The organism is Rhizobium sp. FG96 (assembly GCF_057808655.1).
Genome location: NZ_JBMDIL010000004.1, coordinates 336,248 through 362,598, shown reverse-complemented (window position 1 = coordinate 362,598; position 26,351 = coordinate 336,248). Strand labels below are relative to the sequence as shown.

General features: G+C 61.2%; 27 protein-coding genes and 1 tRNA gene. 10 read left to right on the top strand and 18 right to left on the bottom strand.

What is annotated here, in order from left to right; genetic code table 11:
• Window positions 1-165: 165 nt before the first annotated feature.
• The 6 genes from ACODR6_RS10210 to rsfS all read right to left on the bottom strand — a co-directional run bounded on the left by ACODR6_RS10210 (window position 166) and on the right by rsfS (window position 5,906).
• Window positions 166-699: an RNA pyrophosphohydrolase gene (locus ACODR6_RS10210; RefSeq protein ID WP_489022456.1), complete on the bottom strand. Its 534-nt coding sequence runs from the start codon at window positions 697-699 to the stop codon at window positions 166-168.
• Between the two features lie 9 nt (window positions 700-708).
• Complete coding sequence (locus ACODR6_RS10205) at window positions 709-1,911, bottom strand: divergent polysaccharide deacetylase family protein (protein WP_489022455.1); 1,203 nt, start codon at window positions 1,909-1,911, stop codon at window positions 709-711.
• A gap of 78 nt (window positions 1,912-1,989) precedes the next feature.
• Window positions 1,990-3,312, bottom strand: coding sequence for a S41 family peptidase (locus ACODR6_RS10200; protein ID WP_112718143.1), 1,323 nt, complete (start codon window positions 3,310-3,312; stop codon window positions 1,990-1,992).
• Complete coding sequence (locus ACODR6_RS10195; protein WP_489022518.1) at window positions 3,302-4,726, bottom strand: murein hydrolase activator EnvC family protein; 1,425 nt, start codon at window positions 4,724-4,726, stop codon at window positions 3,302-3,304. The genes ACODR6_RS10200 and ACODR6_RS10195 overlap by 11 nt, the downstream gene beginning before the upstream one ends.
• A 129-nt stretch (window positions 4,727-4,855) precedes the next feature.
• A complete protein-coding gene (gene rlmH / locus ACODR6_RS10190; protein ID WP_130283035.1) occupies window positions 4,856-5,338 on the bottom strand; it encodes a 23S rRNA (pseudouridine(1915)-N(3))-methyltransferase RlmH in 483 nt (160 codons plus the stop codon).
• Between the two features lie 121 nt (window positions 5,339-5,459).
• The gene (rsfS, locus tag ACODR6_RS10185; RefSeq protein ID WP_112718147.1) at window positions 5,460-5,906 is read right to left on the bottom strand and encodes a ribosome silencing factor; all 447 of its coding nucleotides are present in this window, start codon (window positions 5,904-5,906) and stop codon (window positions 5,460-5,462) included.
• A gap of 199 nt (window positions 5,907-6,105) precedes the next feature.
• Between rsfS and ACODR6_RS10180 the strand changes: the two genes are divergently transcribed.
• On the top strand, window positions 6,106-6,483 hold the full coding sequence (locus tag ACODR6_RS10180) for a winged helix-turn-helix domain-containing protein (protein ID WP_489022454.1): 378 nt from the start codon (window positions 6,106-6,108) through the stop codon (window positions 6,481-6,483).
• Here ACODR6_RS10180 and modC read toward each other — a convergent pair whose 3' ends face one another.
• From modC to modA, 3 genes are all read right to left on the bottom strand, one after another.
• Window positions 6,484-7,551, bottom strand: coding sequence for a molybdenum ABC transporter ATP-binding protein (gene modC / locus ACODR6_RS10175; protein WP_489022453.1), 1,068 nt, complete (start codon window positions 7,549-7,551; stop codon window positions 6,484-6,486).
• A complete protein-coding gene (modB, locus tag ACODR6_RS10170; RefSeq protein WP_112718153.1) occupies window positions 7,548-8,249 on the bottom strand; it encodes a molybdate ABC transporter permease subunit in 702 nt (233 codons plus the stop codon). Before modB ends, modC begins: the two co-directional genes overlap by 4 nt.
• A 92-nt stretch (window positions 8,250-8,341) precedes the next feature.
• Complete coding sequence (gene modA, locus ACODR6_RS10165) at window positions 8,342-9,133, bottom strand: molybdate ABC transporter substrate-binding protein (protein ID WP_489022452.1); 792 nt, start codon at window positions 9,131-9,133, stop codon at window positions 8,342-8,344.
• 315 nt (window positions 9,134-9,448) lie between these two features.
• Between modA and ACODR6_RS10160 the strand changes: the two genes are divergently transcribed.
• Window positions 9,449-10,234 (top strand): class I SAM-dependent methyltransferase, encoded by a 786-nt coding sequence (locus tag ACODR6_RS10160; protein WP_489022451.1) that lies wholly within the window; start codon window positions 9,449-9,451, stop codon window positions 10,232-10,234.
• Window positions 10,235-10,499: 265 nt separating this feature from the next.
• Here the strand turns inward: ACODR6_RS10160 and ACODR6_RS10155 are convergent, their stop codons facing one another.
• From ACODR6_RS10155 to obgE, 4 genes are read right to left on the bottom strand one after another with little or no spacing between them, the layout of a single operon-like run.
• Window positions 10,500-11,084, bottom strand: coding sequence for a nicotinate-nucleotide adenylyltransferase (locus tag ACODR6_RS10155; protein WP_413711279.1), 585 nt, complete (start codon window positions 11,082-11,084; stop codon window positions 10,500-10,502).
• Window positions 11,085-11,121: 37 nt separating this feature from the next.
• Entirely contained in the window at window positions 11,122-12,405 is a 1,284-nt protein-coding gene (locus ACODR6_RS10150) for a glutamate-5-semialdehyde dehydrogenase (protein ID WP_489022450.1), read from the bottom strand.
• Window positions 12,398-13,567, bottom strand: coding sequence for a glutamate 5-kinase (gene proB / locus ACODR6_RS10145; RefSeq protein ID WP_489022449.1), 1,170 nt, complete (start codon window positions 13,565-13,567; stop codon window positions 12,398-12,400). Before proB ends, ACODR6_RS10150 begins: the two co-directional genes overlap by 8 nt.
• Complete coding sequence (obgE, locus tag ACODR6_RS10140) at window positions 13,554-14,636, bottom strand: GTPase ObgE (RefSeq protein ID WP_112718165.1); 1,083 nt, start codon at window positions 14,634-14,636, stop codon at window positions 13,554-13,556. The genes proB and obgE overlap by 14 nt, the downstream gene beginning before the upstream one ends.
• Window positions 14,637-14,719: 83 nt before the next feature.
• Here obgE and ACODR6_RS10135 point away from each other — a divergent pair, with 83 nt between their 5' ends.
• Complete coding sequence (locus ACODR6_RS10135; protein ID WP_489022517.1) at window positions 14,720-15,583, top strand: endonuclease/exonuclease/phosphatase family protein; 864 nt, start codon at window positions 14,720-14,722, stop codon at window positions 15,581-15,583.
• Between the two features lie 37 nt (window positions 15,584-15,620).
• Here the strand turns inward: ACODR6_RS10135 and ACODR6_RS10130 are convergent, their stop codons facing one another.
• The 4 genes from ACODR6_RS10130 to rplU form a co-directional block, all read right to left on the bottom strand.
• Complete coding sequence (locus tag ACODR6_RS10130) at window positions 15,621-16,208, bottom strand: GNAT family N-acetyltransferase (protein ID WP_449098874.1); 588 nt, start codon at window positions 16,206-16,208, stop codon at window positions 15,621-15,623.
• Window positions 16,205-16,861, bottom strand: coding sequence for a GNAT family N-acetyltransferase (locus ACODR6_RS10125; RefSeq protein ID WP_489022448.1), 657 nt, complete (start codon window positions 16,859-16,861; stop codon window positions 16,205-16,207). The genes ACODR6_RS10130 and ACODR6_RS10125 overlap by 4 nt, the downstream gene beginning before the upstream one ends.
• Window positions 16,862-16,985: 124 nt before the next feature.
• Window positions 16,986-17,255 carry a 50S ribosomal protein L27 gene (gene rpmA / locus ACODR6_RS10120; protein ID WP_112718171.1) on the bottom strand — a complete coding sequence of 90 codons (270 nt, stop codon included), beginning with the start codon at window positions 17,253-17,255 and terminating at the stop codon, window positions 16,986-16,988.
• Between the two features lie 36 nt (window positions 17,256-17,291).
• Window positions 17,292-17,609: a 50S ribosomal protein L21 gene (rplU, locus tag ACODR6_RS10115; RefSeq protein ID WP_112385937.1), complete on the bottom strand. Its 318-nt coding sequence runs from the start codon at window positions 17,607-17,609 to the stop codon at window positions 17,292-17,294.
• A gap of 303 nt (window positions 17,610-17,912) precedes the next feature.
• On the opposite strand from rplU, the gene ACODR6_RS10110 reads away from it, so the two are divergent.
• From ACODR6_RS10110 to ACODR6_RS10100, 3 genes are all read left to right on the top strand, one after another.
• A tRNA-Ser gene (locus ACODR6_RS10110) sits at window positions 17,913-18,002 on the top strand.
• 178 nt (window positions 18,003-18,180) lie between these two features.
• Entirely contained in the window at window positions 18,181-19,164 is a 984-nt protein-coding gene (gene galE / locus ACODR6_RS10105; RefSeq protein WP_489022447.1) for a UDP-glucose 4-epimerase GalE, read from the top strand.
• The gene (locus ACODR6_RS10100) at window positions 19,142-20,692 is read left to right on the top strand and encodes an alkaline phosphatase family protein (protein ID WP_489022516.1); all 1,551 of its coding nucleotides are present in this window, start codon (window positions 19,142-19,144) and stop codon (window positions 20,690-20,692) included. Before galE ends, ACODR6_RS10100 begins: the two co-directional genes overlap by 23 nt.
• Window positions 20,693-20,697: 5 nt before the next feature.
• Here ACODR6_RS10100 and ACODR6_RS10095 read toward each other — a convergent pair whose 3' ends face one another.
• Window positions 20,698-21,207 (bottom strand): DUF1993 domain-containing protein, encoded by a 510-nt coding sequence (locus ACODR6_RS10095; RefSeq protein WP_489022446.1) that lies wholly within the window; start codon window positions 21,205-21,207, stop codon window positions 20,698-20,700.
• Window positions 21,208-21,530: 323 nt separating this feature from the next.
• Here ACODR6_RS10095 and ACODR6_RS10090 point away from each other — a divergent pair, with 323 nt between their 5' ends.
• From ACODR6_RS10090 to ACODR6_RS10075, 4 genes are all read left to right on the top strand, one after another.
• On the top strand, window positions 21,531-22,460 hold the full coding sequence (locus ACODR6_RS10090; protein ID WP_112718179.1) for a sugar ABC transporter substrate-binding protein: 930 nt from the start codon (window positions 21,531-21,533) through the stop codon (window positions 22,458-22,460).
• Window positions 22,461-22,529: 69 nt separating this feature from the next.
• On the top strand, window positions 22,530-24,071 hold the full coding sequence (locus ACODR6_RS10085; protein ID WP_112718481.1) for a sugar ABC transporter ATP-binding protein: 1,542 nt from the start codon (window positions 22,530-22,532) through the stop codon (window positions 24,069-24,071).
• A 37-nt stretch (window positions 24,072-24,108) separates the two neighbouring features.
• On the top strand, window positions 24,109-25,134 hold the full coding sequence (locus tag ACODR6_RS10080; RefSeq protein ID WP_112718181.1) for an ABC transporter permease: 1,026 nt from the start codon (window positions 24,109-24,111) through the stop codon (window positions 25,132-25,134).
• A 156-nt stretch (window positions 25,135-25,290) separates the two neighbouring features.
• Complete coding sequence (locus ACODR6_RS10075; RefSeq protein ID WP_489022445.1) at window positions 25,291-26,349, top strand: dipeptidase; 1,059 nt, start codon at window positions 25,291-25,293, stop codon at window positions 26,347-26,349.
• Window positions 26,350-26,351: the final 2 nt, after the last annotated feature.

Sequence of the window (26,351 nt, the reverse complement as noted above, 5' to 3'; positions counted from 1 at the left end):
TTTGGGTACCTATCCGCCGCCGTCGTAGACCGCGTCTCTTATGGAGACATACCGCTGAGGCAATACGGCAGCGGTTACGCTGGTAGTTTTTGGTCTCTGGCTCTGTGATCACCCTGCCCACGGAGCGTGATCGACGATCTTGAACGTGGCGATCCGCTTGCCGTCTCAGTCCGCCGCCTTCAGCCCGGCGAGATGCGAGAACTCAGCGACAACCTGGTCGTACACTGCGCGCTTGAATGGCACGATGAGGCCGGGTAGCTCGGCCATCGCCTTCCATTCCCAGGCGTCAAACTCCGGCTCGTGGCCTCCCGGTGGCGGGTTGATCGCGATCTCGTTTTCGTTGCCCTCGAAGCGGAAGGCGAACCAGCGTTGGGTCTGGCCGCGGAACTTACCCTTCAGGCCGATGCCGATCAGCTGCGGCGGCAGGTCGTAACTGATCCAGTCGCTCGCCTCCGCGAGCAGGGAGACGGTTTTCATGCCGGTCTCTTCGTAGAGCTCGCGATAGGCAGCCTCCAGCGGGTCCTCGCCCTTGTCGATGCCGCCCTGCGGCATCTGCCAAAGCTGCGGCGAGCCATCATATTCGGAATTGCCGACCGGGATGCGGCGGCCGGCCCAAACCAGTCCTTCGCGGTTCAAGATCATCACGCCCACGCAGGGGCGGTAGGGCAGGTCTTCAGCCTTCACGGGCGCCTTGGTCATTGCATGTCCTCAGGGCTTTTGCGGGTCGTTGGCAAGCGCTGCGACGCCGACGATCTCGATGCCGCGCATGGACGCTTCTTCGCTCCACTTGGAGATGGCGTCAATGCTCTCGTCGAAAGCCGAGGCGACGCCGATCGCCTGGCCGTTGCGCTTGGCGATCCGTTCCAGCTCGTCGAGCTTCTGCATGATGGCGTTGACGTCGAGCTGGTTGTCCAGCTGCAGGTCGGCGAAGGCATAGGGCAGCTCGGTGCCCTTGGCGACGGCCTCGGTCTTCGACTGTGCCGAGGAGCCGTCGTCGAGGAAGAGCAGCCCGCGCTTGCCGATATCGCGCATCACCGGCTCCATAGCGTCGGGGTTCGACAAGAAGCGGCCGCCGAGATAGTTCATGACGCCGGTGTAGTTGGTGATCTCGCCCATCGCCTTGTGGAGGTTCTCGATATTCTTGGCCGGCGGTTTCGAGGTCAGCAGCGTTTGCGGGCCTGGATCGTTTGCCGGATAATCGAAGGGCTCCAGCGGCACCTGCATCAGGATTTCGTGGCCGCCGCGGCGGGCCTCCTGCATCCAGCGCTGCAAGCTGTTGCCGCTGGCGGCGAAGGCAAAGGTGATCTCTTCCGGCAGTTCCTTAATGGCGCGCTGCGTGCCCGTCTGGCTGAGGCCAAGGCCGCTGACGACGATGGCGATGCGGGTGCCGCGGGCGCCGGACCACGGGCGTGCGTACTGGTCCATCGGGCGGCGTCCATCAGGACCGACGATCGGCAGACGTCCGAAGGGAGAGTCTTCCAGCAGCTTGTCGTTCGGCATCGCCGCCATGCGCGGATCCTGGCCGATCTGCGTCGCGTCGACCAGCGCCGGACCATTGCCGTCGCGCGGGCGCGGACTGTACTTGGTGACGACAGAGCCGTCGCCCGTCACCATCGTCTCGACATTGGCGCCTGAATGCGGATCGGAGCGTGTCATGCCGCTGGCAGGCTGCTTGTCTGGTGCGGGGGGCGTCTGGGCGGTATCCGTCGGTACGCCGGAAGAGCCTGTACCGGCGACCGGCGGTGCGGGCTGCTTCTGCAGGCCGTCGTCGCGCATTGCTGTGTAAAGCGAGAAGCCGCCGATGGCGATCAGGCAAAGGCTGGCGGCGATCCGGCCAATGCGCAGGATGCCCGGCCTCTTCGGGCCAGATTTACGCTTCTGGCCGAGCGGTGCATGCAAATCCGTTCCCAATTTCCTCGCCCGCCCCAAACCGGGAAACAGTCAGAATCATCAGGCCGGATGTTACTCCGGCCTGATACAATCTCGAAATTACTTTGCGGAAACCGCCTTTTCCGGATTCGGCGGGAAGGCCGGATCGGTCTTCTTGCCGCGGAGCAGGTCCAGCGCATAGTTGAGCTGGACGTCGTCCTTCGGATCCGGCGGGACGTAGGCAACAGAGCCGGAGCCTTCGTCCGTCTCGCTCTGGCCCTTGATGTGGCCGCGCAGGCTGGATTCGCCCTCGGTCACCATCTTGCCCTTCAGATCGTCCGGAAGCGGCTCGTCGACCTTGATGTCAGGCGTAATGCCGGTGCCCTGGATCGAGCGGCCCGAAGGCGTGTAATAGAGCGCCGTCGTCAGGCGCAGGGCGCCGTTTTCGCCGAGCGGGATGATCGTCTGGACCGAGCCCTTGCCGAACGAGCGGGTGCCGAGCACCGTTGCGCGGCGCAGATCCTGCAGAGCGCCCGCGACGATTTCCGAAGCGGAAGCCGAGCCGCCGTTGATCAGCACGATCACCGGCTTGCCGTCGGTCAGGTCACCCGGGCCGGCGTTCCAGCGGCGGGTTTCATCCGGGTTGCGGCCGCGGGTGGAAACCACTTCGCCACGCTCAAGAAGTGCATCAGAAACCTTGATCGCCTGGTCGAGCAGACCGCCCGGATTGAGGCGCAGGTCGAGCACGTAGCCCTTCAGCTTGTCGGCCGGAACGGTTGCCTTGATCTTGGTGATTGCCTTTTCGAGATCCGGATAGGTCTTCTCGGTGAAGGAGATGACGCGCAGGTAGCCAACATCGTCCTCGACGCGAGACTTCACGGCCTGTACGGCCACGACGTCACGGACGATCGTCAGTTCGATCGGCTTGTCGGCGCCCTTGCGGATAAGCGTCAGCTTGATCGGCGTGTTGATGGCGCCGCGCATCTTTTCGACGGCGTCTTCCAGCTTCAGGCCGCGGACCGACTGGCCGTCGATTTCGGAAATGTAGTCGCCGGCGAGAACGCCAGCCTTGGCAGCCGGAGTGTCGTCGATCGGGGTGATGACCTTGACGAGCTCGTCTTCCATGGTGACTTCGATGCCGAGGCCGCCGAATTCACCCTTGGTCTGGGTGCTCATGTCCTCGGCGTCCTTGGCATTCATGTAGCTGGAATGCGGGTCGAGGGAGGAAAGCATGCCGTTGATGGCGTTTTCGACGAGCTTGTTCTCGTCCGGCGGCGTCACGTACTGGGCGCGCACACGTTCGAAAACATCACCGAATACCGAGAGCTCCTTGTAGGTGGATGCTCCCGCCGCCTCGGCGGGCACGCCTGCCGAATAGATGACGCTCATCGCGGTCGCACCCATCAATGCGCCGACCAGAACAAGAGAAGCCCTACGAATCATTGCGTGCCTTTCCAGTGTCTTTGGCGGTCCACCACGGCCGGGAATCGACCGGTTTACCGTCTTTTCGAAATTCAATGTAAAGCGTTGGAAGATTTGTTTCCAGCGCCAATGCTGTCGCGCTTGCCACTCTTTTTGCGCCCATTGCCGCAAGCGGTTCACCGGCGAAAACGAACTTGCCCTGGCGGGTGCTGATGGTGTCCATCCCCGATAGAACCAGGTGGTAACCGTCGCCCGTATCAAGAATGATCATCTGGCCATAGCTGCGGAATGCGCCGGCATAAACCACCAGTCCGTCCGCCGGTGCGGTGACCACCGAATCCGGGTTGGTCGCCAGCGTCATGCCCATGGCCTCGTGCCCGGTGCCGTCGGCATCGCCGAACTGACGCAGAATATCGCCCGCCACGGGCAGCTCCAGCTTCGCCTTCAATTCTCCGAACGGATATGCGGGCGCAATGCGGTTTTTATCGGGCACACCGCTGTCTGCCAGGGCCTTCGCCTGGGCCCTTTGTTCATCGGTCAGGAGCTTGCGATTCTCTTCTTCGCGACGGGCAGCCTCGGCGGCGTCGCGCACGGAAGAGATCTCCGATTCCATCGATGCGACGAGGCCTTCGAGCGTCGTCGCCTTGCCGGCGAGCTCCTCAGAATGCTTCTTTTCGGCCTCAAGCTCGGCGGCGTTGCTGCGGCTCAGCTTGTCGTTTTCGGCGAGCAGCAGGTCCATGCGCCGCTCTTCCTCGATGCCGTTGGTCATCGTTGCCGTCAGGTCGGCGCGTTCCTTGGTGCTGGCTGCCTGCAAGGCGGCGAGATTGGTCAGGTCAGCAGCTAACTTATCGGTTTCCTTGCGCATTCCTGGCACGACGGCGCCGAGCAGAATAGCGCTGCGGACGGATGCGAGTGCGTCATCGGGGGTTACCAGAAGCGCCGGCGGCGGGTTGCGGCCCATGCGCTGCAGTGCTGCCAGCACCTCGGCGAGCAGGCCGCGGCGATCATGCAGTGAGCGGCGAATGCCGTCCTCCTTGACGCCGAGATCGGCGAGCTTCTTCTCGCTGTCGAGGATCTGCTTTTCCAGTGTCTTGCGGCGGGCGGCGGAATCGATCAGCGCCTGGCGAATGGTCGTGCTGCTCTTGTCGAGATCGGCGATGCTCTTCTCAAGCTCGTTCACTTTGTCTGACGAAAGATTGATCGTTTTCGAGAGAGCATCGAGCTCGGCGCGAGTCTCGTCACGCTTCTTGGCGAGCTCTGCGGCCGGATCCGGCGGCGGCGCTTCTGTGGCTTGAGGCGTTGCAGGTGGTGCGACAGGCGCAGGTGTGGCCTCATCACCGCTCTGGGCGGGTGCATCCTGCGCTTTCGATGGAAGCGGCAAGAGGGAGGGCACGGCTGCCGCGGTAAGACCCGCCGCAAGAAGAGGCAAAATCAGGCTCGTTCGCTTGCGGGCGCGTCGTGTCATGCGTGTTCGGGGCAACTCTCAAAATCGCGCGGAGACTAAGCTGATTTGGCAGCTTTGACCAGAAAGATCGCAGCGGCGGAATACACGGCTGCGTGAGGCTCAGACCCGGTGGTAGGGGTGGCCGGAGAGGATGGTCACGGCGCGGTAGAGCTGTTCGGCGATCAGAGTGCGGACGATCTGGTGCGGCCAGGTCATCTTGCCGAGGCAAAGCGTCATGTCGGCGCGGTCGTAGAGAGCGGGATCAAGCCCGTCGGCGCCGCCGATCGCGATCGTCAGGTCGCGTTTGCCGTTGTCGCGGTAAGTGCCGAGCGTGCTTGCGAAGGCCTCGCTGTCGAGCGCCTTTCCGCGCTCGTCGAGCAGGATGAGGATGCCGCCATCCGGAAGCGTCTTCAGTAGCATTGCCGCTTCCTCGCGCTTGCGGGTCTCGGCATTGGAGGCGCGGCTTTCGGCGACTTCGGCAACACGGGAAAATTCGAGGCCTACCGCCGGGCCAGCCTTGGCGAAGCGGTCGAAATAGCGGGCCGCAAGATCCTTCTCCGGGCCGGATTTGAGCCGCCCCACGGCAAAAAGGCCTATGCGCATATCATCCGCTCCTGTTCAGCGCCCTTCAAGAACGCAAAACCGGCCTACTGAGGCCGGTGTCCATTGTTTCCGGCCTTGCTGCATGCCGCATGTCAGGCGCCGGATGAAGGCCGGGTGCCTGTTAGTGGCGCGTTTCTTCGTCCATATCCGGAGCGGCCCACATCTTTTCGATGTTGTAGAACTCGCGGATTTCGGGGCGGAAAACGTGCACGATGATATCGCCGGTATCGATCAGGATCCAATCGCCACCTTCCTGTCCCTCGACACGAGCGGCACCGAAGCCGTCGTCCTTCAGATCGGAGAGGAGGTGGTCGGCAATCGCCATGACATGGCGGTTCGATCGCCCGGAGACAACGACCATGTAGTCGCCCAGCGCAGATTTCCCAGCAATGTCGATGGTGGCGATATCTTCAGCTTTCGAGTCCTCGAGGCTGGCGAGGACGGCTTGCAGGGCGCGGGCAGCGGCATCGGCGCCACGTTCCGGGCTCTTCGGGATAACGGCGAGCGTTCTTCCCTTGGCGTGTACTGTTGTCAGTGCTTTCCCTTTCCTGGAATAACAGACATGCACATCAACTGATTTGGATCGTCCAAATCATAGTTAAGATAGGCATCAAACCATTAATCTTTCAAGACACAGGCCCGGTTTCGTAGCGCGAAGACTTGCGCTGGCGATCAACAATTATGACAGGCCGCAGTCGATGGCGGCGGTGTACAGCGGCAAAGGCCCGGCGTAAAGTGCCGCCATTGTTTTAGAAAATGCGGATTACATGCCCAAGCTCGCCAAGAACAATCTCATTCCGGTGCTCCGTATCAGCTTCCCGCACGAGGATCGCCTCGGCCGCGGCAAGATGGAACTCCTCGAGCATATTCGCGAAACAGGATCGATTTCGGCGGCGGGCAGGGCGATGGACATGTCCTATCGCCGCGCCTGGCTGCTGGTCAGCGACATGAATCGGATGTTCAAGCAGCCGGTCGTCGAATCGCAGCGGGGTGGCCAGAAGGGTGGCGGCGCGGCGTTGACGCCGTTCGGTGAGGAGCTGCTCGCCTGCTTCCGCCGGATGGAAGCGACAGTGCGCACGACCCTTGCCAGCGAGCTCGCCTGGCTCGAAGACAACCGCAGCCCTGCCGATAGCGGGCAGCGCTGATCACGGCTGCAGCGCCACCGTCTTTATGATGGCGTAGACGGGCTTGCCCGGCGCCAATGCCAGTCTCTCGACAGAGAGTGCAGTGATGCGCGACAGCACGATATCGCCACCACAATCCACCTGGATCTCGACCGTTCCGTCGTCGGCCGGCGCCAGATCGCGGATGCTGCCTTTGAGGATGTTGAGGGCGCTGAGGCCCTCCGGCTTTTGGGTCGCGAGCATGACGTCACGGGCCGGGATGAGGATGCGCACGCGCTTGCCGGGCTGGACCGCCGTTCCGGGGAGCTGCAGCTGCGCGGTTTTCAGCGCCACGGTGGCGAGCCGGTGGATGGTATCGACGCTTTCGACCGTTCCTTCCAGCAATGCGCCGGCCTCGCGCCGCCCCTCTTCCGTCGATGGCTTGCTCAAGACATCGACGGCACTGCCGATCGCGTCAACCCTGCCGTCGCGCATGACGACGACCTGACTTGCGAGGCGTGCCACTTCGGCGATGGAATGGCTGACATAGACGATCGGGATCTGGGTCTCGTCACGCAGCCGTTCGAGATAGGGCAGGATTTCGGCCTTGCGCGCGTCGTCGAGCGCGGCCAGCGGCTCATCCATCAATAGCAGGCGCGGGGACGAAAGCAGGGCCCGGCCGATGGCAACGCGTTGTCTTTCGCCGCCAGAAAGCTTCGCCGGGCTGCGGCCAAGCAATGGCTCGATACCGAGCATGTCAATCACCCGGTCGAAATCACCGGCCCCGCCCGTCTTCGGCGCGAACCACCGGCCGTAGGTCAGGTTGCTGCGAACGCTCAGGTGCGGAAAAAGGCGCGCTTCCTGGAAAACGTAGCCAAAGCGGCGGCGATGGCGGGGGACGAAAATGCCCTTTGCGGTGTCGGTCAGTGGTTCTCCGTCGAGCAGCACCCTGCCCTCTTCGGGCCGGGTCAATCCGGCGATGATGCGGATCATCGAGGTCTTGCCCGAACCGGAGCGGCCGAACAAGGCGGTGACGCCGCTTTCGGACGTGAAGGCGCCGTCGAGGCGAAAGGACCCGAGGCGATGTCTGGCTTCGACGGTCAGCGTCATTCCGGATCGATCCTCCGGCCGGCGAGATAGGCCATGAATTCGGAGGCCAGCAGGGCCGCCATCGAAATGACGACTGCCACCATCGTCAGCCTGAAGGCGCCGGCGTCCCCCCCCGGTACCTGGGTGAAGGTGTAGATGGCGGCCGACAGCGTCTGCGTTTCGCCCGGGATGTTGGAGACGAAGGTGATGGTCGCGCCGAATTCGCCCATGGCCTTTGCGAAGGAGAGGATCATGCCGGCGATGATGCCCGGAAGCGTTAGCGGCAGAGTGACGGTGAGGAAGACCCAGAGCGGGCTGGCGCCCAGTGTTCCCGCAGCTTCCTCAAGCTTGCGGTCGACGGCCTCGATCGACAGGCGGATGCTGCGGACCATCAGCGGAAAGCCCATGACGGCGCAGGCAAGCGCCGCGCCCGTCCAGCGGAAGGAGAAGACGATGCCGAGATACTGGTCAAGCAGGCTGCCGATCGGCCCACGGCGGCCAAACAGGACGAGCAGCAGGAAGCCGGTGACGACAGGAGGAAGAATAAGCGGCAAATGGATGATGCCGTTCAGCAACGACTTGCCATAGAAGCGTCCGCGGGCGAGCAGCAGGGCGGCGCCAATGCCGAATGGCAGGCTAGCCACCATGGCCACGGCGGAGACGCGCAGGCTCAGCATGATGGCGGTCCACTCTTCGGCGCTGAGGCCAAGGGCATCCAAGATCGCTGTTCTCCAAAAAGATAGAAGGCTCGCTGATGTGCGAGCCTTCACGCTAAGCTGCAGAATGAAATTCCGCAATCATTTCAGTTCGATCACTTCAGGATCGTGAAGCCCTGCGCCGTGAAGAACGGAGCTGCCTTGTCGGACTTCAGGAAATCGAGATAGGCAGCCGCATCGGCATTCTTGCTCTCGGCGAGAAGGGCGGCCGGGTAGATGATCGGCGGATGGGAATCGGCCGGGAAGGTGCCGACGATCGCAACGCCCTTATCGGCAGCCGCGTCGGTCTGATAGACGATGCCGTAGGGCGCTTCGCCGCGGGAAACGAGGGCCAGCGCGGCGCGGACGCTTTCGGCAAAGGCTGCCTTCGGCTCCACGGCCTTCCAGATGCCGAGCTTGTCGAGCGCGGTCTGGCCGTATTTGCCTGCCGGGACAGACTTCGGCTCGCCCATGGCAAGCTTGCCGTCGCCGATCAGACCGGCAAGATCGAAGCCCTGCTTGATGTCGACAGGCTTGGCCTTGTCCTTGGCGGCGACCAGAACCAGGCGGTTGCCGAGCAGGTTGGAGCGCGTGTCGTCCTTGATCAGCTTCTTGCCGGCGACATAGTCCATCCAGTTGAGGTCGGCGGAGATGAAGACATCAGCCGGTGCAGCATTCTCGATCTGCTTTGCCAGCGCGCCACTTGCTGCGTAGGAAACGACGGCTTCCTTGCCGCTCTCCTTTGCCCAGGCCGCATTGGCGGCGTCGAGCGCATCCTTGAGGCTGGCTGCGGCAAAAACGGTGACCTTCTCGGCGGCTGCGGCCGGCTGCGGTAGGGTGCCGAGGCCGATAAAGCCTGCCGAAATCGCGGCAATAGCCAGTTTCATCCAATGGCGGCGGTTTTGCATGTCATTCACTCCCCAGTTCGAAATATCGAAGGGAATATATCGATCTGTTGCTGCTTTGCTAGCGATATATTTGGCAGGACATATTGCGGAAGCGCTATAGATTATCTGCCCAAGTATTGCCACAAATGACGAAGCAATCGCGACATTTTTCTCGCGATGATTGCATCTATTCTGCCGGAATCCCTTGGAGAACAAAGTAAAATAGAGTCATCTTCGGGTTGATCTTGCCGAAACTGTTTTATCTGCTGTTTAATGACGGTAGAAATATGCAGGAATCGCTATGGAATTAACAGGCATAGAGGATCAGCAGTTTTGATGAACTCGACGACACGGAAATTCATCTTTCATGACTTGCAGACGATCGAGGGATACATTGATCCCCCGGATGCACTGGTGTTCCTCTCGTTGTTGCAAAGTCAAAATAGCAAGAGCCTTGCCGGCGGCATTGCCGAGATCGGCGTGTTCTACGGGCGCTCATATTACCTCTTCCGTAAAATCTGCGGTCCGGAGCAGAAGGTCGTGGCGATCGATCTCTTCGATCTCGGCCAGACCGATGACGGCGCCTCGCCGCAATATGGCCGTTTCCTAGAGAATGGCCGGCGTCTCGGACTTGCTGTCGATGAGGAGCTGGTCATCAAGGGCGATAGCACGCGGCTTTCAGCCGATGAGATCAGGGCCAAGGCGAGCGAAATCCGATTCTTCAGCATCGATGGCGGGCATATGCTGCCGCATGTCGTGGCCGACAGCCAGCTGGCGAAGGATTGCCTGGCGCCGCATGGCGTGATCGCCTTCGACGACACCTTCAATCCGGCATGGCCGGAGGTCACGGTCGGGGTCGCCGACTTCCTGCGCGAGAATGGCGCGGAGTTCTCGGCCTTCTGCATGACCAAGTACAAGACCTATGTCTGCCGCCGCGACCATCACCAGTTCTATTACGATGTCATCGCCAAGGCGCCGGACCTGACTGCCTTCGACCATGTCGAAACGGAATTCCTGGGGTCCAAAGTTGCAAGGCTCCACAATCCAATCAGCAGGCGAATGGTCTATGAATTGATGATCCGGTCAGGAATGAGCGCCTTTTCGGAACGGGTCTACCGATAGCCCGTTCGGATTGCCGCAAAAAGCAGCATCATCATGCGAAGTATTTAGCCTAGCCTTGCGCATGATGCATTGCTGCAATGCGATATGCGATCTTCACGTTTCGATCGATTATGGTAAAACATACTCATCGAAACGGCCACTCCTCCTCCCAGGCCGTTCGATATGGATCGGCAACACTCCTCCTCCCAGTTGTCGATCAAGTTTATGAAGCCCGACGGATCCTCCCCCGTCGGGCTTTTCATTTCTCCACACTTCCAGAATTCGTTTATTCGGCAGCCTTGCGGATTGCCGTCGAGCTCAAGGCAGAGCGCGGTCCGTGGATGAAGGTCCAGGCGGGCGCCGGCTTCTTCCAGAGCGCCCTTGCATCATCCTCATCGATACGCGCAAAGGCGAAGGTCTTGGCCATTTTCGAAGAAAGATAGGAGAGCGTCGAGCCGGGCCGGTCGATCACGGCGATCGGGAAGGTGCGGGCGATATCCTGCCACTTCTGCCATTTGTGGAAGGTTTCCAGACTGTCGGCGCCCATGATCCAGACGAAATGGACATGCGGATTGCGCGCCTTTACGCGCGCCAGCGTATTGGCCGTGTAGCTGATGCCGATCGACTGCTCGAAGGCCGTGACCTTGATATGCGGATCGGTGGCGATCGTCTCGCTGAGCGCGATGCGCTCGGCGAGCGGCGCCAGATGATTGCGGCTCTTCAGCGGATTGCCGGGTGTCACCATCCACCAGAGCTGATCGAGGCCCAGGCGGCGGATGGCGATCTCGGCCACCAGCGCGTGGCCCTGGTGCGGCGGGTTGAACGACCCGCCGAAAAGACCGACGACCATGCCGCGCTCGGTGTGCGGCATGCGAAGATAGCGCCGGTCGATCTCTTCTGGGATCACGTCAGGGCCGCGTCTGTCCGGTACCGCGAACGCGGTATTTGAAGGAGGTGAGCTGCTCGACGCCGACTGGGCCGCGGGCGTGCATCTTGCCGGTGGCGATGCCGATTTCCGCCCCCATGCCGAACTCACCGCCATCGGCGAATTGGGTCGAGGCGTTATGCAGCAGGATGGCCGAGTCGATCTCGGTGAAGAAGCGCTCAACGACGGCAGGATCCTCGGCGATCACGGCTTCGGTATGGTTCGACGAATAGGTCTGGATGTGCTTGATCGCGCCGGAGATACCATCGACAAGCGCAACTGAAATGACGGCATCGAGATACTCCGTCGACCAGTCTTCCTCGGTCGCAGGCTTGATGCCCGGAGCGGCGTTGAGGACATCGGCAGAGCCACGGATTTCGCAGCCGGCGGCAGCAAGTCCATCGAGAAGCGGCTTCAGATGCGTTTCAGCGACCGCGCGGTCGACCAGCAGTGTCTCGACAGCGCCGCAGACGCCGGTGCGGCGCATCTTGGCGTTGACGATGATCTCCTTGGCCATGCCGAGATCGGCAGACTTGTCGACATAGATATGGCAGAGGCCTTCGAGATGGGCGAAGACCGGGACGCGGGCTTCGTTCTGTACGCGGGCGACAAGGCTCTTGCCGCCACGCGGCACGATGACGTCGATCGCGCCTTCAAGGCCGCGTAGCATAGCACCGACGGCGGCACGGTCGGTGACGGGAACCAGCTGGATCGCATGCTCTGGCAGGCCGGCTTCCTTCAAACCCTCGACCAGGCAGGCATGGATCGCTTGCGAGGAACGGCGCGAATCCGAGCCGCAGCGCAGGATTACCGCATTGCCGGCCTTCAGGCACAGCGCGCCGGCATCTGCCGTCACGTTCGGGCGGCTTTCGAAGATGACGCCGATGACGCCGAGCGGCGTGCGGGTGCGCTGGATCTTCAGGCCATTCGGCCTGTCCCAGGCGGCGATGACTTCGCCGACCGGATCCTTGAGCGCGGCAATCGTGCGGATGCCCTCGGCCATTTCGGCGACGCGCTTGTCGTTCAGCGTCAGGCGGTCGATGAAGGAAGCCAGCAGGCTGCCGCCTTCGACATCTTTCAGGTCCTTGGCGTTTTCGGCGAGGATATGCGCCTTGTTGCGCAGGATCGCATCGGCCATGGCGTTCAGCGCCTTGTTCTTGCTTTCGGTGGAGGCAAAGCCCAACGGTCGTGCTGCAGCCTTTGCCTTGCGGCCGATGTCGTTCATCAGCACATCAATGTCAGGGCCCTGCACAACGGTATCAAGCATAGCTTGCGTCCTTCCTCTGCCTTTCCGATTTCGAACTTATCTGCGCCGTCATCACCATGTCGTCACGGTGGATCATCGCGGCACGGCCGGGATAACCGAGAATCTTCTCGATCTCCGCGGACTTGCGGCCGGCGATCTGGCGGGCCTCGTCGGCGTCGTAGCTCGCAAGACCACGGGCAATCTCGCGGCCCGAGGGGCCGATGATTGCAACCGTGTCGCCGCGGCTGAAGACGCCGTTGATCTTGCGCACGCCTGCGGGAAGCAGGCTCTTGCCGGCGCCGAGCGCCGTCATCGCGCCCTCGTCGATATGGAGCTCGCCCGCAGGCTGCAGCTGACCGGCAATCCAGGTCTTGCGGGCGGTCACGGGCGTTCCAGATGGCGCAAACCAGGAAGAGCGGGCGCCATTGGCGATGGCTGATAGCGGGCTATCCGTCTTGCCCGAGGCAATGATCATGGCGCAGCCGGAGGTCGTCGCGATCTTGCCAGCGTCGATCTTGGTGCGCATGCCCCCGCGCGACAGCTCGGAGGCGGCGCCACCGGCCATGGCTTCGATCTCGGGGGTGATTTCGGCGATCGTCTCCAGGAATTTTGCATCCGGGTCGAGATGCGGCGGGGCGGTATAGAGGCCGTCGATATCCGAAAGCAGGATCAGCAGGTCGGCGCCGGTCATTGTCGCGACGCGTGCGGCTAGGCGATCATTGTCGCCATAGCGGATTTCGCTGGTGGCAACCGTGTCATTTTCGTTGATGATCGGCACGGCGCCGATCTTCAAGAGCTGGTTGATGGTGGCGCGGGCGTTGAGATAGCGGCGGCGCTCTTCGGTATCGCCGAGTGTCAGCAGGATCTGCCCGGCGACGATTTCGTCGCGCGACAGGCTTTCCGACCAGGCGCGCGCCAGCGAAATCTGGCCGACGGCGGCGGCAGCCTGGCTTTCTTCCAGCTTCAGGGCGCCGGAGGGAAGATCGAGAACCGAGCGGCCGAGGGCGATAGCACCGGAGGAAACCACGAGAACATCGGTGCCCTTGGCCTTCAGCGCTGCGATGTCGGCGCACAAGGCATCGAGCCAAGCCTTCTTCAGGCCCGTCTTGCGATCGACGAGCAGTGCAGAGCCGATCTTGATGACGATGCGGCGATAGCGGTCGAGCGGCTTACGCGTTGTCATCCACTTCGCCTTCTTCATCGGATGCCATATCGCGGTGACGAAGCTTCGGCGTCTTGGCGATCTTTTCAGACGAGCCGGCATTGGCCTCGGTGATGATCTCGCGCAAAGCACGCAGCACCTCGGTCATGCCCTTGCCGGTCGCTGCCGAAATCTGGAACGGGGTGCGGCCGCAGGCCTTGGCAAGTTCCTTGGTCTTCTTCTTCAGCGTTTCGTCGTCAAGCACGTCGATCTGCGACAGCGCGACAATCTCGACCTTTTCGCCGAGTTCCTCACCATAGGCTTCGAGCTCGTGGCGGACGGTCTTGTAGGCTTTGCCGACCTTCTCTTCCTGTGCGGAAACAAGATGCAGAAGAACGCGAGTGCGCTCGACATGGCCGAGGAAGCGGTCACCGATGCCGACGCCTTCGTGGGCGCCCTCGATGAGGCCCGGGATATCGGCGAGAATGAATTCCTGGCCGTCCACGGTCGCAACGCCAAGGTTCGGATGCAGCGTGGTGAAGGGATAGTTGGCGATCTTCGGGCGGGCGCGGGTGACCGAGGCCAGGAAGGTGGACTTGCCGGCATTCGGCATACCGACGAGACCGGCGTCAGCAATCAGCTTCAGCCGCATCCAGATGGTCTTTTCCTCGCCCTCGAGGCCGGGATTGGCCCAATCGGGCGCCTGGTTGGTCGAAGACTTGAAATGCGCATTGCCGAAGCCGCCGTTGCCGCCGGCTGCAATGCGGAAGCGCTGACCTTCCTCGGTGAGATCGCAGATCAGCGTTTCGCGGTCTTCTTCGAAAATCTGCGTGCCGACCGGCACCTTGAGCGTGACGTCGCCGCCATTGGCGCCGGTCCGGTTGCGGCCCATGCCGTGCGTGCCGATCTGCGCCTTGAAGTGCTGCTGATAGCGGAAGTCGATCAGGGTATTGAGCCCGTTGACAGCCTCGGCCCAGACATCGCCACCGCGTCCGCCATCGCCGCCATCGGGGCCGCCGAACTCAATGAACTTCTCGCGCCGGAACGAGACGCTGCCCGCGCCACCGTCTCCAGACTTGATATAGACCTTTGCTTCGTCGAGAAATTTCATTTTACTTCCAGTACCGGTGGCTATTAACGCGCCCCATTCGCCGCTTTCGATATAGGCGGTTCATGCGGAGGTCAAAGAATATCGTGAAGTTTGCGAGCTATAACATACAGTACGGCTTCGGTCTTGATGGGATTTACGACCTGGGACGCATTGCGGAGAGCCTCGAGGGTGCTGACGTCATCGCCCTGCAGGAGGTGACCCGAGGCTACGAGAAGAACGATTTTGCCGACATGCCGGCCGATCTGGCGGCCTTCTTTCCCGACTATTTCTGGGTCTATGGCGCGCCGTGCGATCTGCATGTTGCGGCCGGCGAGGGCGGCTTTCCGCCGCGTGGCACGCGCTTCCAGTTCGGCAACATGATCCTGTCGCGTTTTCCGATCCTGTCGACGCGAGCGATCCTGTTGCCGCGCAGCCGCACGGTCTCCAAGCTCAACCTGCAGCGCGGCGCGACCGAGGCGTTGATCGATATTCCCGGCCGGCCGCTGCGCGTCTATTCCGTGCATCTCGACCATGTCTGGGTCGACGAGCGCATTGCCCAGATCCGCCATCTCAACGAGCGGATCAATGCGTTTCGCCTTGAAGGCGGGTCGGTCAGCGGAGCGGCGGAGATCGGTCTGGAGGAGTTGCCTCTGCCGGAGGATTACGTCGTCATGGGCGATTTCAACATGGTGCCGGAATCGCCGGAATATTGTGCTTTCGCCGGTGCCAGGGACGGCTACTACGGCCGCACCCCGCGCGTCGGCACGCCGGTCGATGCGCTTGCGGCGCTCGATGGTTATCATCCGGGAAGCTATAGCTGGATGGATCCTGGAGATCACGGAAAGCGCATGCATCTCGATTATTGTTTCGTCAGCGGCGGATTGGCAGGCAGCCTGAGAGGCGCCCATATCGATACGGGGTCTGTCGGTTCCGATCACTTCCCCATCTGGGCCGAGATCGAAATCTAGAAACGCCGCGGCGGAACCGCGACGTCTCCTTCATGTTTCAGGCGGCCCTGGCGGCTTGCAGTGCGCCGGGCTGGAGAACGGTTTCGACATGCGCCACCATGGTGTTGCGGGCGAAACTGTAGATCTCCGAGCAGCCGGTCATCCGGAAGCCGAGCTTTTCCTGCAGCCGGAGCGATGCCGGATTGTCGGCAAACACGCCGGAATGAACAGGCATGTCGGGCATCCGGCGCGAGAACCGCTCCAGAACGGCTTCGACAGCCTCGCTCATGTAGCCGCGCCGCCAGTAGTAGCGGTTCAGCCAGTAGCCGAGGTGCCAGCGGCCATGACGAAGCTCGACGGAAACCATGCCGATATGGGCATCGTCGCCATTGGTGATCGCCAGGTTCCAGCCCGGCAGGGCGCCTGAAGTGACCGGAACCAACCAGTCCAGAGCATCCTGCCGGTGATAGGGTGCCGGGACGCGCGAAAGCATGCGCGTCACGGCAAAGTCGGACAGCGTTTCCGCCATGGCATCGGCATCGCTCAGCCGGTGAGGGCGCAGCGACAGTCTTGCCGTGCCGATAACCGGGGCAGGCCCCGGCGTCATCGGTTGGACCTTCGGCCGGTCGAGCAGGGCAGCACTCATGACAGAGCCCCCCAGCTTCTCAGCGACATCCAGGTCTTCCGATCCAGCCGGTACCATTCGACGGGTACGTTGGAACCGAGCGCCAGCGATGCGGCAAGGCCGGATCCCTGGAACTGGAAGCCGCACTTCTGTATGACCCGCCGCGAGGCGATGTTCATCACCCGGCAACGGGCATCGATCTGGTCGATGTTTTCCCTGGTGCGGAAAACCATGTCGACCAGCGCGTGGCACGCTTCCGTCGTGTAGCCTTGACCCCAAAAGGGTTCGCCGAGCCAGTAGCCGATCTCGACGGTGCGGCCATCGGCATGCGGCTCGACACCGCAGCAACCGATAAACGCGCCGTTTTCAGCTTTGGTAATCGCATAGACGCACTTGCCGATCTCGCCATTCTTCGTGCGACGCACGAAGTCAGCGGCATCATTGGCGGTATACGGGTGCGGCATGCGCGATACCATTGTGGCGACTTTGGCGTTGTTGGCGAGATGGGAAAGGGCGTCAATGTCTTCCTCGTGCGGCGCGCGCATGACGAGCCGTTCCGATAACAAGACAGGGCAATCAATCCTTAACCGCTCCGGCCTCAGCCGTTCCTTGGGAGACCTCTGGTCTTCCCGGGTTGACCGTGATTGGTCGACCCTGATCAGTTCGCCTTGCATGTTCAGTCCTCCTTATGGACAAAGAAAAAGGGGAGATGGCGCCCCATCTCCCCTGTTTTCTGGACTGAACCTGATACGCTCAGCCGGGTCGATGAGACGCCGGCTGTTTTAAAGCGCTACCGGCTTATTCCGCTGCTTCGGCTTTCGGCATTACAGATACGTACACGCGACCATTGGCCTTCGTTCGGTAGTCCACATTGCCTGCCGTAAGCGCAAAAATGGTGTGATCCTTGCCGAGGCCGACATTGGCGCCCGGATGCCACTGCGTACCGCGCTGACGCACGATAATGTTGCCTGCGATGACGGCTTCGCCGCCGAACTTCTTCACGCCAAGGCGCTTAGACTGAGAGTCGCGACCGTTGCGCGACGAACCGCCAGCTTTTTTGTGTGCCATTGGATTTCTCCTTTAAACCTTGTTGCCCGAAACCGATTACTTGGCTGCCAGGATGTCCGTGATACGGACAACCGTGTGATGCTGGCGATGACCGCGCGAGCGCTTCGAGTTCTGACGGCGGCGCTTCTTGAAGGCGATGACCTTCTTGCCACGGTTCTGCTCGACCACTTCGGCCTTTACCGATGCGCCCTTGACGAAGGGTGCGCCGATCGCCGCATCGGCGCCTTCGCCGATGACGAGTACTTCGGTGAATTCAATGGAGTCGCCAGCGGATGCTTCAAGCTTCTCGATGGTCAGCACGTCGTTTGCTGCCACACGGTACTGCTTACCGCCGGTCTTGATGACTGCGAACATTGTTTAATCCTTTCATGTTCGATCCAGCTCTCCCCGCAAGATGCAGGTGGCCGTCTTTTTATCAGTCTGTGTTAAGCAGGGATTTCAGGGCGGATGCCCCAAACTCTGTCTGCCGGTGAAGCTCCACGCGAGCGAGGAGCGGGCAAGGCACGGACTTTTCCACGCCTATTGCGGACGCGGGATAGACGAGTGTCAAAAATCTGTCAAGGCAGAAGGATGAAAAAGCTTCTCAATTTCGTCTTGCCAGTCCGTGATTCTATCGCTATGAGACAGCCCGCGCCCAACAGCGCCAACCAGAACTGCGGAGAGGTGGCAGAGTGGTTGAATGTACCGCACTCGAAATGCGGCGTGCCTGCAAGGGTACCGTGGGTTCAAATCCCACCCTCTCCGCCATTCATCTTCCAAGCATAGTTCTTGCCGGGTCCGACATTTCGGCACAGCGCTCGCCACCCGAGCTAAGCCTTCCTATACCTCTTTTGCTGCTCTGCAGCATCTCTCGGTCAGTCCCCCTTTTTCTTGCCGTTTATCTCCTCTAGGTTCCTGTCATCCGATACGGCAACAAAGGTGGTGCATGGCAGGTGAAACTGTTCTCGTGGTCGGCGGAGCCGGCTATATCGGCTCGCATACGTGCCTCGATCTGGCGAACAAGGGGTATAAGCCCGTCGTTTTCGACAATTTCTCGAATGGTCATCGGGAATTCGTCAAATGGGGGCCGGCCGAGGAAGGGGATATCCGGGACCGGGCGCGGCTCGATGAGGTGCTGGCGAAGCACAAGCCTTCGGCGATCCTGCATTTTGCGGCGCTGATCGAGGTCGGCGAATCGGTCAAGGATCCCGTTGCCTTCTATGAGAACAATGTGGTTGGGACACTGACGTTGCTGTCGGCGGCGCAGGCGGCCGGGATCAATGCCTTCGTGTTTTCCTCGACCTGCGCAACCTACGGCCTGCCGCAGAGCGTGCCGCTCGATGAACAGCACCGGCAGGTGCCGATCAATCCTTACGGACGGACGAAGTATATCGTCGAGCAGGCGCTGGCCGATTATGACCAGTATAAGGGCCTGCGCTCGGTGATTCTGCGCTATTTCAATGCGGCCGGGGCCGATTTCGAGGGCCGGATCGGCGAGTGGCATGATCCGGAAACGCATGCGATCCCGCTGGCGATCGATGCAGCACTCGGCCGCCGCCAAGGCTTCAAGGTGTTCGGCAGCGACTATGAGACGCGCGACGGCACCTGCGTGCGCGACTATATTCATGTGCTGGATCTTGCCGACGCCCATGTGCGCGCGGTCGAATATCTGCTGCGCGGCGGTGAGTCGGTGGCGCTCAATCTCGGCACCGGTACCGGCACGACCGTGAAGGAGTTGCTCGGGGCGATCGAGGATGTGTCGAACCGGCCGTTCCCGGTCGAATATATCGGCCGCCGCGAGGGTGATTCGCATACGCTGGTTGCCAATAACGACAAGGCGCGCGATGTGCTCGGATGGGTGCCGCAATATGATCTGTCGCAGATCATAAGCTCGGCCTGGAACTGGCATTCGCGCACCAATCAGCACTGAGGCAGCCTTGAGCAGACGTCCGAACGTTCTCCTGATCACCGCGGATCAATGGTGCGGTGATTGCCTTTCCGCAGTCGGCCATCCCACTGTGCGGACGCCTGGTGTCGATGCGCTCGCCGGCGAGGGCGTGCTGTTTCGCAACCATTATGCCGGGGCGGCGCCCTGCTCCCCGGCGCGAGCCACGCTTTATACCGGCCTCTATCAGATGAACCACCGGGTCTGCCGGAACGGGTCGCCGCTCGACCGTCGTTTCGACAATCTGGCGCTGATGGCGCGGCGGGCAGGCTATGATCCGACGCTGTTCGGCTATACCGATACGGCGCCCGATCCGCGGGCACTCGATGCCGGTGATCCGCATCTGACGAGCTATGAAGGCCTGCTGCCAGGTTTCACGGCACGGCAGTTGTTGCCGGAGCACGAAAAGCAGTGGCTGTCCTGGCTCCGGTCGCGCGGGCATGCCGGGGCGGTGAACCGCGATATCCATATTCCGGCCGGGGCACAGGCGGGTGAAATATCGGCCGGCAGCCCGGCCTATTCAAAAGACGAGACGCAGACGGCTTTTCTGGCGGGTGAATTCATTCGCTGGCTCGGCGAGCAGGAGGATGCCTGGTTTGCGCATGTCTCTTTTCTCCGCCCGCATCCGCCGTTTTCGGTGCCGGAGCCCTATGGCGCGATGTTCAGGCCCGGTGACGGACCGGCCTTCGCGCGTGCCTCTTCCGCTGCAGCGGAGATGGAGGTGCATCCCTATCTCGCCTATGCGATGCCAAGGAGCGGCAAAGGTAGCTTCATCCATGGCGCCAAAGGCCTGGTCAACGATTGGGATGCCGATGATTTCGCAGCAATCCGGGCGATCTACTATGGGATGATTGCCGAGGTGGATGCGCAGCTCGGGCGGATCTGGCAGGCGCTGAAGGATGCCGGGATCTGGGATGACACGATCGTCATCTTCACCTCCGACCATGCCGAGATGATGGGCGACCACTGGATGTTGGGGAAGGGCGGCTTCTTCGACGGCAGCTATCACATCCCGCTCGTCATCCGTGATCCGCGCACAGGGCAAAAAGGCGCGACCATCAGCCAGTTCACCAGCGCTGCCGATATCTTCCCGACGCTTTGCGAAACGCTTGGCATGAGCGCTCAGAACGGGCTCGATGGCCGTTCGCTGCGCGCGCTTGTCGATGGTGCGGATGCCGGCCAGTGGCGGGATGCGGCCTTCTGGGAATTCGACTTCCGGGAGATCGCCAGCGGTGATGCCGAGGCGCATTTCGGGCTAAGGCCCAATCAGTGCAATCTCGCGGTCATCCGCGACGAACAGTTCAAGTATGTGCATTTCGCGGCGCTGCCGCCGCTGCTCTTCGATCTAAAGGCTGATCCGATGGAGCTGCGGAACCTTGCCGCCGATCCCGCGCATGCGGGAACGCGGCTTGCCTATGCGGAGAAGCTGCTGTCGCTCAGGGCGCGCCACCTCGATCAGACGCTTGCCTATACCGAACTGACGGAAAAAGGGCCGGTGTCTTACCGGCCCTGAAGGGTTCAGCCGAAATTGCCGAGATAGTCCATCTTGCCGACCGGGGCGCCGTGGTTGCGCAAGATGGCGTGGGCCATGCCGATGTGGAAATAGAAGTTCGGAAGCACAAACGTGGCGAGATATTCGTCGCCGCTCAGCGTTACCGTCTTGCCGCCGATCTGGCGGGTGACTTCTGCCTTTGCAGCGCCATCGAGCATGTCAGGCGTAACCGTCGCCAGATAGGCTTCGGCCTTGGCGAGGCGTTCGCGCAGATCGGCGACCGTCGTTTCGTTATCTTCGAATTTCGGCGCTTCGGTCGAGGTCAGGCGGGTGATGCCGAACTTCGCGGTATCGGTAGCGCGCTGAAACTGGCCGGCGAGCGAAAGCATGTCAGGCGCCAGTCTTGCGTTCACCAAGATGCTGGAATCGATCCCTTTTTCCTTCGCGTAAGCCTCCGCCTTGTCGAGATAGGCGGCAAGCGTTTTCAATCCGCGCTGAAAGACCGGAACGGTCAGCCGGTACATGGAAACAGACATTGAAATCTCCTTTGGGCAATGAGTTCAGCAGGCCGCTGAAGGCGCTTATCTAGGCGCGCCGCATGACGATTGCATCGTCGCACGCTGCGGCTGCCAGACTTTTTTTGGCGAGGGTCCTTTCGCCATTGCTTTAAAAAGAGTTGACGTCCTGCCCGGAAAATGGAATGAATATTCCGTCAGGCAAATTTTACGGTTTGTTTGTTCCGTTTTGACGGAGCCGCCTCACGGGAGTGGCGGTACATTGGAATTACGGCTTTTGGGCTGGGCCCGAAGTTCCGGCGTGAGGAGGGTGCTGCCGGACACCGCTTTGTGGAGGAAATAAAATGAAAAAGTTTATCCTGGGCACCGCTATGGCGCTTGTCATGTCGACGGCCGCTCACGCTGCAAATGTCGGCGTGTCGATGGCAAAGTTCGACGACAACTTCCTGACCGTTCTTCGCAACGGCATGGTTGACTACTCGAAGACGCTGAGCGGCGTGACGCTGCAGGTCGAAGACGCGCAGAACGACGTCGCCAAGCAGCAGAGCCAGATCCAGAACTTCATCGCTTCCAAGGTCGATGCGATCATCGTCAACCCTGTCGATACCGATGCGACGGCTGCCATGTCGAAGCTCGCTGCCGATGCTGGTATCCCGCTTGTTTACGTCAACCGCCAGCCTGTGAACATCGATACGCTGCCTGACAACCAGGCCTTTGTTGCTTCCAACGAACAGGAATCCGGCACGCTGGAAACCAAGGAAGTCTGCCGTCTTCTCGGTGGCAAGGGCAAGGCCGTGGTCATCATGGGCGAGCTCTCGAACCAGGCTGCCCGCATGCGTACCCAGGACGTTCATGACGTCGTGAAGACCGACGAATGCAAGGGCATTGAAATCGTCGAAGAGCAGACGGCAAACTGGGATCGTACCCAGGGCTCCGACCTCGTCAGCAACTGGCTGTCCAGCGGTCTCGAGTTCAACGCCGTCATCTCCAACAACGACGAAATGGCGATCGGCGCGATCCAGGCTCTCAAGGCCGCCGGCAAGGACATGAAGGACTACGTGATCGGTGGCGTTGATGCCACGCAGGACGCACTGGCTGCGATGCAGGCAGGCGATCTCGACGTGACCGTGTTCCAGGACGCCGCCGGTCAGGGCAAGGGCTCGCTCGACGCGGCTCTGAAGCTCGCCAAGGGCGAAAAGATCGACAAGAAGGTCTACATCCCCTTCCAGCTCGTAACTCCTGAAAACGTCAAGGACTTCGTCACCAAGAACTAAGGTGACTGTCGTCGCGGATGCGGGCGCTCGCCCGCATCCAACTCCTCTGCCGTATCCGGAGAAATGAAGATGGCTGTGAGCCCGTCCACCATGGCTGCCGTGCGCGCCAGCGGGGCCGTTCCGAATGCGGAATACCTGCTGAGCGCCGAAGGTGTGCGCAAGGAATTTCCAGGCGTCGTGGCGCTTGATGATGTCCAGTTCCGTCTGAAGCGTGGCTCCGTCCATGCGCTGATGGGCGAGAACGGCGCCGGTAAATCCACCCTTATGAAGATCCTTGCCGGCATCTACACGCCCGATAAGGGCGAGGTGCGGCTGAAGGGTATCGAGATCCAGCTCAAGTCGCCGCTCGACGCGCTGGAAAACGGTATCGCCATGATCCATCAGGAACTGAACCTGATGCCGTTCATGACAGTTGCCGAAAATATCTGGATCCGCCGCGAGCCGAAGAACCGGCTCGGTTTCGTCGATCATCGCGAAATGTACCGGCTGACCGAAGATCTTTTCAAGCGGCTGAATATCGACCTCGATCCCGAGATCGAAGTTCGCCACCTGTCCGTCGCCAGCCGGCAGATGGTCGAGATCGCCAAGGCGGTTTCCTACAATTCAGATGTCCTGATCATGGACGAGCCGACATCGGCGCTGACCGAGCGTGAGGTTGCGCATCTCTTCCAGATCATTCGCGATCTGCGCGCCCAGGGCATCGGTATCGTCTACATCACCCACAAGATGAACGAGCTCTTCGAGATCGCCGACGAATTCTCGGTGTTCCGCGACGGCAAGTATATCGGCACGCATGCATCGACCGATGTGACGCGCGACGACATCATTCGTATGATGGTTGGCCGCGAGATCACCCAGATGTTCCCGAAGGAAGAAGTCCCGATCGGCGACGTCGTGCTTTCGGTCAAGAATCTCACTTTGAAGCGCGTCTTCCACGATGTCTCCTTCGACGTGCGCGCAGGCGAAATTCTCGGTGTTGCCGGTCTTGTCGGCTCGGGCCGTTCCAACGTCGCCGAAACGCTCTTCGGTGTTACGCCGGCGAGTTCGGGCACGATCGAGCTGTTCGGCAAGAAGGTGGATATCAGTTCCCCGGCCGTGGCGATCCAGAACGGCATGGCATTCCTGACGGAAGACCGCAAGGATACGGGCTGTCTGCTCATTCTCGATGTGCTCGAGAACATGCAGATCGCCGTGCTGCACGACCAGTTCGTCAAGGGCGGTTTCGTCCAGGAACGCGCCATCGAGGCGACCTGTGAGGAGATGGCGCGTAAGCTGCGCGTGAAGACGCCCAATCTCAATGAGCGGGTCGAAAACCTTTCGGGCGGTAATCAGCAGAAGGTGCTGATCGGCCGCTGGCTGCTGACCAACCCGAAGATCCTCATTCTAGACGAACCGACGCGCGGTATCGACGTCGGCGCCAAGGCGGAAATCCACCGGCTGGTCACGGAAATGGCGCGCACCGGCGTGGCGGTGATCATGATATCATCGGAAATGCCCGAGGTGCTCGGCATGAGCGATCGCGTTATGGTCATGCATGAAGGCCGTGTGACCGGATTCCTCAATCGCGACGAAGCAACACAGGTGAAGGTGATGGAGCTTGCCGCGCAGTGATCGCGCCGCCGCTCCAACCATCAAAGGGAGGTTTGACATGAACACAGAGGCAGCCGAGGGCCAGGCCCCGCTCGTGACACGGGCGCGCCGCCGCCGGATACCGCCGGAACTCAGCATCTTCCTAGTGCTGATCGGCATCGCGCTCGTCTATGAAATCCTCGGCTGGATCTTCATCGGACAGAGCTTCCTGATGAACCCGCAGCGCTTGACGATCATGATCCTGCAGGTGTCGGTCATCGGTATCATCTCGGTGGGTGTGACGCAGGTCATCATCACCGGCGGTATCGATCTCTCGTCGGGTTCGGTGGTCGGCATGACGGCGATGATCGCGGCGAGTTTTGCCCAGGCCTCCACCTGGCCGCGCGCGCTCTATCCTGGTCTGACCGACATGCCGTTCTTCGTGCCGATTGGCATCGGCCTGCTGATCGGCCTTCTGGCCGGCTATATCAACGGCCAGCTGATCGCCAAGACGAAGATCCCGCCCTTCATCGCCACGCTCGGCATGATGGTCTCGGCGCGCGGTATCTCGAAGTGGTACACCAAGGGGCAGCCGGTTTCCGGCCTGACCGACCAGTTCAATTTCATCGGCACCGGCATCTGGCCTGTCATCGTCTTCCTCGTCGTCGCGCTGATCTTCCACATCGCCCTGCGCTACACCCGCTATGGCAAGTTCACCTATGCGATCGGCGCCAACATGCAGGCGGCGCGTGTCTCGGGTATCAATATCGAGGCGCACCTCATCAAGGTCTATGCGATCGCCGGTCTTCTGGCGGGTCTCGCCGGTGTCGTCACCGCAGCCCGCGCACAGACGGCGCAGGCAGGCATGGGTGTGATGTATGAGCTCGATGCGATCGCCGCGGCTGTCATCGGCGGCACGTCGTTGACGGGCGGCGTGGGACGCATCACCGGTACTGTCATCGGCACGATCATCCTTGGCGTCATGACCTCGGGCTTCACCTTCCTCAGGGTGGACGCCTACTATCAGGAGATCGTCAAGGGCGTGATCATCGTCGCTGCCGTCGTCGTCGACGTCTACAGGCAGAAGAAACGCGCCAAGCACTGAAACGTGAAAAAATGACGGGGCCGCAAGGCCCCGTTTTCATGTTTGCGGCCTGTTTCGGCACTGCCGCAAATTTCTAAAAAAGGGGCTGGTCTATTTTTCCAGCCTTTCTATTGTTGTCGCTTGATATTTGCCCGGAAGGGTAGAGCAGGAAGACAGATGCAGCTCGTATTCGATGGCCACAACGACGTTCTCCTCAGGCTTTGGACACATGAAAGGGATGGCGCCGATCCGGTTGCCGAATTTCTGAACGGAACGACGCAAGGCCATATCGATGCGCCGCGTGCCCGCAAGGGCGGTCTGGCCGGCGGTCTCTGCGCCATCTACATTCCCTCCGGCGATCTCGTCTTCGCCGACCCCGACGAGAACGGCCATTACGAGACGCCGCTTGCAGCGCCTCTCGACCGTCTTCCCTCGCTTGGCATTGCCACCGAGATGGCGGCGATCGCGCTTCGGCTGGATGCTGCCGGTGCATGGCGCCTCTGCCGCAGCGTTAAGGATATCCGCAAGGCCATGGCCGAGGGCATCTTTGCCGCCGTCATGCATATGGAAGGCTGCGAGGCGATCGGTGCCGATCTGGCGGCGCTTGAGGTTTTCCATGCTGCGGGTCTTCGCTCGCTCGGTCCCGTATGGAGCCGCCACAATGTCTTCGGGCATGGCGTCCCCTTCGCATTCCCGAAAAACCCCGATACCGCGCCCGGTTTGACGGATGCTGGTTTCGAGCTGGTGCGCGAATGCAATCGCCTCGGCATTATGATTGACCTGTCGCACATCACCGAGAAGGGTTTCTGGGATGTCGCCAAGACCAGCGATCAGCCGCTGGTCGCCACCCATTCCAACGCGCACGCACTGACACCGGTGGCACGAAACCTCACCGACAAGCAGCTCGATGCGATCAAGGAATGCAACGGGCTGGTCGGCCTGAACTATGCGACGGCGATGCTGCGCGCCGACGGGCGCTCGGATGGCGAAACGCCGCTTTCCGACATGATCCGCCACGTCAACCACCTCGTCGATCGCGTCGGCATCGATTGCGTCGCGCTCGGATCCGACTTCGACGGGGCGACGATTCCCGACGAAATCGGCGATGCTGCAGGCAACCAGAAGCTGATTGCCGCTCTCCGGGACAGTGGATATGGTGACAGCGATCTCAAAAAACTTGCCAGCGAGAACTGGCTGAGAATCCTGGCTTCGGCGTGGAGGGAGAAGGACGTCTAAGG